The organism is Streptomyces sp. NPDC058534 (assembly GCF_042717365.1).
Taxonomy (GTDB): Bacteria; Actinomycetota; Actinomycetes; order Streptomycetales; family Streptomycetaceae; genus Streptomyces.
Genome location: NZ_JBHXNW010000015.1, coordinates 111,142 through 117,963 on the forward strand (window position 1 = coordinate 111,142; position 6,822 = coordinate 117,963).

General features: G+C 74.6%; 6 protein-coding genes. 1 reads left to right on the plus strand and 5 read right to left on the minus strand.

Features of this window, described 5'->3' with window-relative positions; all coding sequences use genetic code 11:
- Positions 1–62 precede the first annotated feature (62 nt).
- From ACFWR9_RS12370 to ACFWR9_RS12390, 5 genes are all read right to left on the minus strand, one after another.
- Positions 63–611, minus strand: a complete 549-nt coding sequence (locus ACFWR9_RS12370) for a MarR family winged helix-turn-helix transcriptional regulator (protein WP_383839639.1) — start codon at positions 609–611, stop codon at positions 63–65.
- Positions 612–859: 248 nt separating this feature from the next.
- Positions 860–2,233, minus strand: coding sequence for an AAA domain-containing protein (locus tag ACFWR9_RS12375; RefSeq protein WP_383839642.1), 1,374 nt, complete (start codon positions 2,231–2,233; stop codon positions 860–862).
- Positions 2,230–3,837, minus strand: a complete 1,608-nt coding sequence (locus tag ACFWR9_RS12380) for a hypothetical protein (protein ID WP_383839645.1) — start codon at positions 3,835–3,837, stop codon at positions 2,230–2,232. The genes ACFWR9_RS12375 and ACFWR9_RS12380 overlap by 4 nt, the downstream gene beginning before the upstream one ends.
- Positions 3,828–5,030: a hypothetical protein gene (locus ACFWR9_RS12385; RefSeq protein ID WP_383839648.1), complete on the minus strand. Its 1,203-nt coding sequence runs from the start codon at positions 5,028–5,030 to the stop codon at positions 3,828–3,830. The genes ACFWR9_RS12380 and ACFWR9_RS12385 overlap by 10 nt, the downstream gene beginning before the upstream one ends.
- Positions 4,927–5,892, minus strand: a complete 966-nt coding sequence (locus ACFWR9_RS12390) for a phosphatase PAP2 family protein (protein WP_383839651.1) — start codon at positions 5,890–5,892, stop codon at positions 4,927–4,929. Before ACFWR9_RS12390 ends, ACFWR9_RS12385 begins: the two co-directional genes overlap by 104 nt.
- Positions 5,893–6,094: 202 nt before the next feature.
- Here ACFWR9_RS12390 and ACFWR9_RS12395 point away from each other — a divergent pair, with 202 nt between their 5' ends.
- Positions 6,095–6,691 (plus strand): histidine phosphatase family protein, encoded by a 597-nt coding sequence (locus ACFWR9_RS12395; RefSeq protein WP_383839654.1) that lies wholly within the window; start codon positions 6,095–6,097, stop codon positions 6,689–6,691.
- Positions 6,692–6,822: the final 131 nt, after the last annotated feature.

A 6,822-nucleotide genomic window follows, 5' to 3' on the forward strand; every position in this document is an offset into this window, starting at 1 on the left:
GCCCTGGGCGTGGTCGGGCTCCCCCGCCACTACCTGGCGCCGGCGGGGCGGCTGTCGACCGCTCAGCCGGACTCGGCGGGAGGCGCCGGGGCGTCGTCGGATTCCACGATCGAACGCTCCAACTTCGACAGCAGACGGCCGAGTTGACGATGCTCGGCGGGCGAGAGTCCGCCGAGCATCCGGCGTTCGTTCTCCAGGTGCTCGCTGAACACCTCGTCCACCTTCTGCAGGCCGGCCTCGGTGAGCCGTGAGTACACCACGCGCCGGTCCTCGGCGTCGCGTTCACGCACCAGCAGGCCGTCCTTCTCCAGCCGGTCGAGCCGCAGGGTGACCCCGGCCGACGAGACCAGCCCGGAGGCCGCGAGCTGCCCGGCGGTCAGCCGGTACGGCGCCCCGGCCCGGCGCAACGCGGTAAGCACGTCGAACCCGGCGACGGACAGCCCGTGCTCGTCCAGCCGCGAGGTCATCCGCGACTGGTACTGCAGATACGACCGGTGCAGCCGGGCCAGCACCTCCAGCGGAGAGGTGTCCAGCTCGGGCCGCTCACGTGCCCAGTCCCCGACGATCCCCGCCACAGCATCCGGCCGCCTCGCGGCCCTGCCCTGAGCCATGTCTTCCCCTCGCGGCGTAGATACGATGCTGAAATCTTAGCCCTGAGGGAAATGTTCCCCGGCGCCGATCTCCGTCAGCCCCCCAACCCCACCCGATGCTCCGCCAGGTGCGCCAGCACCGCATGGTTGGCCTCCCATCCATCCGGGCTGCATCCATCGGCCGCCTGCGGCGGCGTGCCGGACTCCGTCCGGCGGGTTGGGAGCGCCGTACCCGCCCGCGCCCGCCGGGCGGGTACGGGGGGAGGCGGTCAGGGATGCCAGCCCACCCGATGCTCCGTCAGGTGCGCCAGCACCGCATGGCTGGCTTCCCACCCGTCCGGGAACTTCACCAGCGTGCCCAGTTGGACCGGCTCCGTGGACGGGTAGTCGTCCAGCAGTTCGTCGACTCCCTCGCGGCAGACCACGATGCAGGCGTGACGGTGACGGGAGGTCAGGACGCACAGGCGGCCGGTCTCCAGGTGGAAGGCGGTGGCGTCGGGGCGGCCGGAGAGGGGGTGCAGGACGACTGTGACGTCGTACTCCCGCCCTTGGAGCCGGTTCGCCGTGTCCACGGTCACGTCGCTCACCCCGAGGTCGGCCAGCGCGGCCCGCACCGCGGCGGCCTGGTCCCGGTGCGCGGTGCCGACGGCGATGCGGCCGGCGGTCAACGGGACGGGATTGGGGGAGCGTTCGGACGTCGCCGCGCCCTCCCGGTCGAGGAGCCGCCGGACCACCGACGCCACCGCCCGCACCGCCTCCGGGTCGGTGCGCGGGGTGTGCCGGGCGGGCAGCTCCAGCAGGCCCCAGCCGGAGACGGCGGCCTCGTCGATCACCCGGTCGGGGCCCGAGCCGTCCGACGGCACCGCGAAGGCCAGGCTCCGGTCGCCGTGGTCCGTGCCGCTGCGGAACGGCGTGTACGGGTAGAACGCGTCCGAGACCAGGCGGGCCGCCGAGGCCGGGAGCCGCCAGGAGACCGGAAGGCGGTGCTGGGGGAGGGTGGGGTTGTGGGCGAGGAGCGTGGTGACGGCGGAGGACGACGGGTCGTATGCCAGGCCCGCCCACTGCTCGCTGCCCACCGTCGCGAACGGGTCCAGCTGGCCGGGGTCGCCCACGAACAGCGCCCGTTCGAAGAGCCCGGCGACCGCCAGCAGGGAGTCCGAGCGCATCTGGTACGCCTCGTCGACGATCGCGTGCCGCCACGGCTCGTCCACCTTGACGTGCGCCCACTTCGCGGCCGTGGACAGGACGACCGCCAGGCCCGCGAGGTCGGCGGCCTTCGCCGAGGTGCGTACGTTCGCCAGGTCGTCGAGCGCCTTGTCGTACGCGTCGGTGTCGCTGCTGTGCAGGCGGCCCACCGGCAGCTCGGGGTTCTTCTCGGCGAGGCGCAGGACCAGGTCGTCGACCTGGGCGTTGGTCTGCGCCACCACCATCAGGGTGCGGCCGGCCTCGGCCAGTTCCAGTGCCGCCCGGACGACGAGCGTGGACTTGCCCGCGCCCGGCGGGGAGTCCACGACGACTCCGCGCTCGGTGCCGTGCAGGGTGTCGTGGAGGATCGCCGCGGTGGCACGCGCGGCCTCGGCGCCCGGGTCGAAGACCGGGGTGACGGGGGCGGTGACGGGGGTGGTGGTGGCCTCGGCGGTCACAGCACGTCCTCCTCCGTCTGGGCGTCGGCGGCCTCCGGCACGGCGGCCGCCTCACCGGGCGGGCCCCCGTGCGTCCACGGGGTCTCCTCCGGGTCGGGGAGCTTCGCGCCGCCCCGCTGCTCGTGCTCGAAGAGGGTGAAGCAGAGCCGGTCGCCCTTCTCCGGCACCGACCCGGCCTCCGGCTCCTTGCCGCGGCCCATCTTGTCCATGATCCGCAGGACCAGCGTCCCGTCGTCGGGATCGCCCGCCGGACCGGCGTACTCCGCCGCCTGCGGCTTGCCGCCCAGCGACCGGTACACCCGCACCCGCTCGCCCAGGTGCGGCCGGTCGTCCGTGCGGACCGTGACCAGCGGGCGCGGACTGGGCCGCTTGCTCTCGCTGTACGCCATCACCACGTCGGTGACCTCGCCCGCGAACGCCTCCCCGGCCAGCCGCCGCCCGGCCATCACCAGCGGATCGTCCAGCGCCTCCTGGGCCTCCAGCCGGGCCTGTTCGCGCTCGCGCGTGGCCAGCTTGTTCGCCGCCGTCACCGCGTCGTCGCGGCGCGGCTGCGGAGGCTCACCGGCCAGGACGCGGTCCCGGTGCGAGGTGAACGACCAGCGGTCGCGGGTCCAGCGGTCGTCGACGTGCGCACCGGCCGGCAGCTCCCGCAGCAGGTCCAGGCCCCGCCACACCGACTCCCAGGTGGGCCGCGTACGGCTCTCCACCAGGGCGCGGATCTCCCGCTCGGCGGCGGTGAGCGCGCCGAGCCGGTCGTCGGCCTCCAGACCGTCCTCGGCGGCGGCGAACGCGGTGCGCGCGCGGTCGTAGCGCTCGATGGCGGGGGCGAGCAGCCGGTTGTCGAAGGCCGGGTCGGTCGCCGGTCCTGCGGGCGGGCACAGCAACTGGCCCTCCCCGTCGCGGGCCAGCTCGGCCCGGCACGCGGCCTCCGCGCCGGTCAGGTCCTCGCCCTCGGGGGCGATCCACGCCAGCAGCGCGCCGAGGTGCTGGTCCTCCAGCGTGGACTGGCCGGTCGCCCAGTGCCGGCCCAGCAGGTCGGTCATGGCCAGGAGGAGGGCGGAGCCGGGCACGCGGGCCCGCTCGCCGTAGTGGGTCAGCCACCGGCCGAGCAGCGGCACCCGCGGCGGCGCTGGGTGCGGAGTCTCCGGGTCCTGCTCCGCCGTACGCCGAAAGCGCATGGACCGGCCCAGCAGCCGTACGAAGTCGATGCCGGCGCGGCTCGGCACGACCAGCTGCGCGGCGTCCGAGCACAGGTCGACCTCGACCTTGACCCGCTTGCCCGTCTCCGGGTCGGTCTCGGTGCGCTCGGCGGCCTCCACGGCGTCGGCGTACGCCTCGATGTGCGGCAGCACGATGTCCGCGAGCTCGGCCAGGAACGCGAAGCGCAGGTCGCGGTCACGGGGCTGCGGCACGACCAGCAGCCGCGGCGCTTCCCGGTCGGTGCCGACCAGCGCGCCGAGCGGGGCACCGGCCTCACCGGCGGTGATCAGTGGGACGAAGACCAGCGGACGGTCGGACAGGTGCCGGTGCCGGACGGTGGCGGCGGTCTGCGCGCCGCCGGTGCGCACGGCCTCCAGCCGGGCGAGCGTGGTGATCAGTGACACCCGGCCACCCCGCCGCCCCCGGAACCGGCCGCCACCAGCGCCTCCGCGCGCAGCCGGGCCGCCCGGCGCAGCGCGGCCACCGCCGGGTCGTCCGGGTCGCCGGCCTCCCCGTGGGCCGCGGCCAGCACGTCCTCGACCGTGGACAGCCCGCCCAGTTCGGCCCGGACCGGGCGGCCGAGGCCGGTCACGGCGCCGGCCTCCCGGGACCGGGCCCGGCAGTGGAAGGCCAGCTCGCAGGCGGACAGGCACTCGGGCGCGTAGGTCGCGGGGACCGCCTCGACCGCCGCCGTCAGTTCCTCGGCCGGCAGCTCGGGGGAGAAGCAGACGCCCTCGGGGAGGTCGTCGGCGATGTCCTCGATCCGGGTCAGCCGGGCCAGCTGGCGGTCGGTGACGGCACGCTGCTTGCGCACGTCGACCGCGGACGCGGTCGGCAGGTTGGAGAAGTCCTTGGGGCACACCAGCAGCACGCGGTGGCGCACGCGCGGGGCGGGGTCCAGGTGCGCGGCGACCCGCTCCAGGGCCAGGACGTACACGGCGGCCTGCCGCGCGGCGGCGCCGACCTTCGCCGGGTCGGCGGCGCCGTCCAGCATCGGGAAGGACTTGATCTCCACGACCGTCCAGCTGCCGTCCGGGTGCACCACCACGGCGTCCGGCTCCAGGAAGGCGGGGGAACCGGCGACCTCCAGGGCGAGCATCGGATGGTCGAACAGCGTCCAGGCGCCCGGTGTGCCGGTGGCCTCGCGCAGGGCCAGCGACGTCCGGGCCGCGCGCCCCTCGGGGCCGCTCGCGGAGAGGTCGGGCACCCGCGCGCCGGCGGGCGGTTCGGCGCCCCGGTCCAGCTTCTCGTGGACCAGACGCAGCAGTTCGGCGCCGCCGTCCGCCTTGACCCGCGCTTCGAAGGCGTTGCCCCGCATGAAGGCGAACTGCGACTGTCCGAAGACCGACGGTGAGCCCAGCGCGCTCGCGAGCGCGGCCTTGTCCACCCCGGCGCCGTCGAGGATCGCGCGCCTGCGGCACCCCGGGTTGGCGGCGAGGGCGGCCAGGGCGCGCGCGTCCAGCGCCTTGGCGGGTACGTCGGGTCCGCGCAGCTCAGCGAGCCGGTGCCGGAGTCTCGTCCCCCGCGTCCGAGGGGGCGGGGTCCGGCTCGGCTCCCGCTCCGAACCGCTGCTCGCGCTGCCGTGGGAATCGCTCACCCGCGGAAGTCTGGCATCCGCCACTGACAATCGGGGAACCCGCGCCGTCCGGGACCGGCGCGGCAGGTGCGCCACCGGTGCTGAAGCGGGCCATGAGCCGGGTCCGCGCCCGGTTCGAGATCCGCAGCACGACGGGCGTCAGCAGCAGTCCCGCGCCCATCACGGCCGCGCCCGCGACTGCGTCGAGGAAGTAGTGGTTCGCGGTGCCCATCACCACGATGGTGGTCACCAGCGGGTAGACGACGCCGAGCACCTTCGTCGTGCGGGTGCCGCCGTAGCGCCAGAGGATCACGCCGCACCACAGGGCCCAGCCCACGTGCAGGCTCGGCATGGCCGCGTACTGGTTGGTCAGCCCGCCCAGTCCGCGCGGCGCGCTGGCCTCGCCGCCCCACCAGCCGTACGAGCTGTACTGGGCCATCGTGTCGACGAAGCCGTGGCTCGCGTCCAGCAGCCGGGGCGGGCAGGTCGGCAGCAGCGTGAAGCCTATGAGGGCGATGAACGTGGACGTCATCAGCCAGGTGCGCGCGGCCCGGTAGCGCACCGCGCGGGAGCGGAAGAGCCAGATCAGGATCGCGGGGGTGACCAGATAGTGCAGTGACGCGTACCAGAAGTCGGCCGGTATGCCTATCCAGGGCTCGCTGGTGAAGAGCCGGTTGAGAGGGTGCTCCGCGTTGAGGAAGAGCACCTTTTCTATGCGCAGGATCGCGAGGCCGTGGTCGACGGCGTCGGAGACGTCGCCCCGCACGAGCAGCCGCCCGGCGGAGTAGCAGGCGTACACGAGGACGATGAGCGGCAGCTCGGTCCACCAGCGCAGCCGAGTCTTGGGGGCCGCCTCGCTGCCCGGTGTCTCGGTGTGCGGCAATCCGATCGCCCTCCCCCTTCTCTCGTCCACTCGCGCGCCTCGGTTGACACGGACGTGCCACTCTACGGCCTCCCTGGGCCCGCCCCGCGAGGCGCCCTCGGACCGGATAGACGCCGGGATCGCCCCCCGGGTTGCCCGCGCCTGCCGTACGGGATGATGGAGAGGTCCCCTCAGACATTTCTCCCGGAAAGGCCTCTTCTTCATGGCACCGCGCATCCTGCTGGCCCGGCACGGACAGACCGAGTGGTCGCTGTCCGGCAGACACACCGGCAGGACCGACGTACCGCTCCTTGAGGAGGGCCGGCAGGGCGCCAAGCTGCTCGGCGAGCGGCTGCACCGGGCGCCGCTGGAGGGGCTGCCCGGCGTCGAGGTGCGGACCAGTCCGCTGGCCCGCGCGCGGGAGACCTGCGAACTCGCGGGCTTCGGCGGGCGCGCCCGCGCGTGGGACACGCTGATGGAGTGGGACTACGGGGCGTACGAGGGCATGACCCCGGACCAGATCCAGGCCGTCCGGCCCGGGTGGCTGATCTGGCGGGACGGGGTGCCCGAGGGGGAGAGCGTGGCGGACGTCACCGCGCGTGCGGACGAGATCGTGGCGTGGGCGCGCGAGGCGGACCGGGATGTGCTGGTCTTCGCCCACGGGCACATCCTGCGGTCGATCGGGGCGCGGTGGCTGGGGCTGCCGCTGGACTTCGCGGCGCGGATACGGCTGAATCCGACGTCGCTGTCGGTACTGGGGTGGGCGTACGGGGAGCCGGCGCTGGAGAGCTGGAACGACCTGGGGCACATGGTGGGCTGACGGGGCCGACGCCGGGTGGCGGTTGCCGGCGTCTGTGCTGGGCGGGGGTGAGCGGCACCCCCCACCCGGGGGGGGGGTGGCGCGAGGTGGTGGTCGTGGGGCGACCCCCCGGCGCGCTGTGCCCGGGCGGG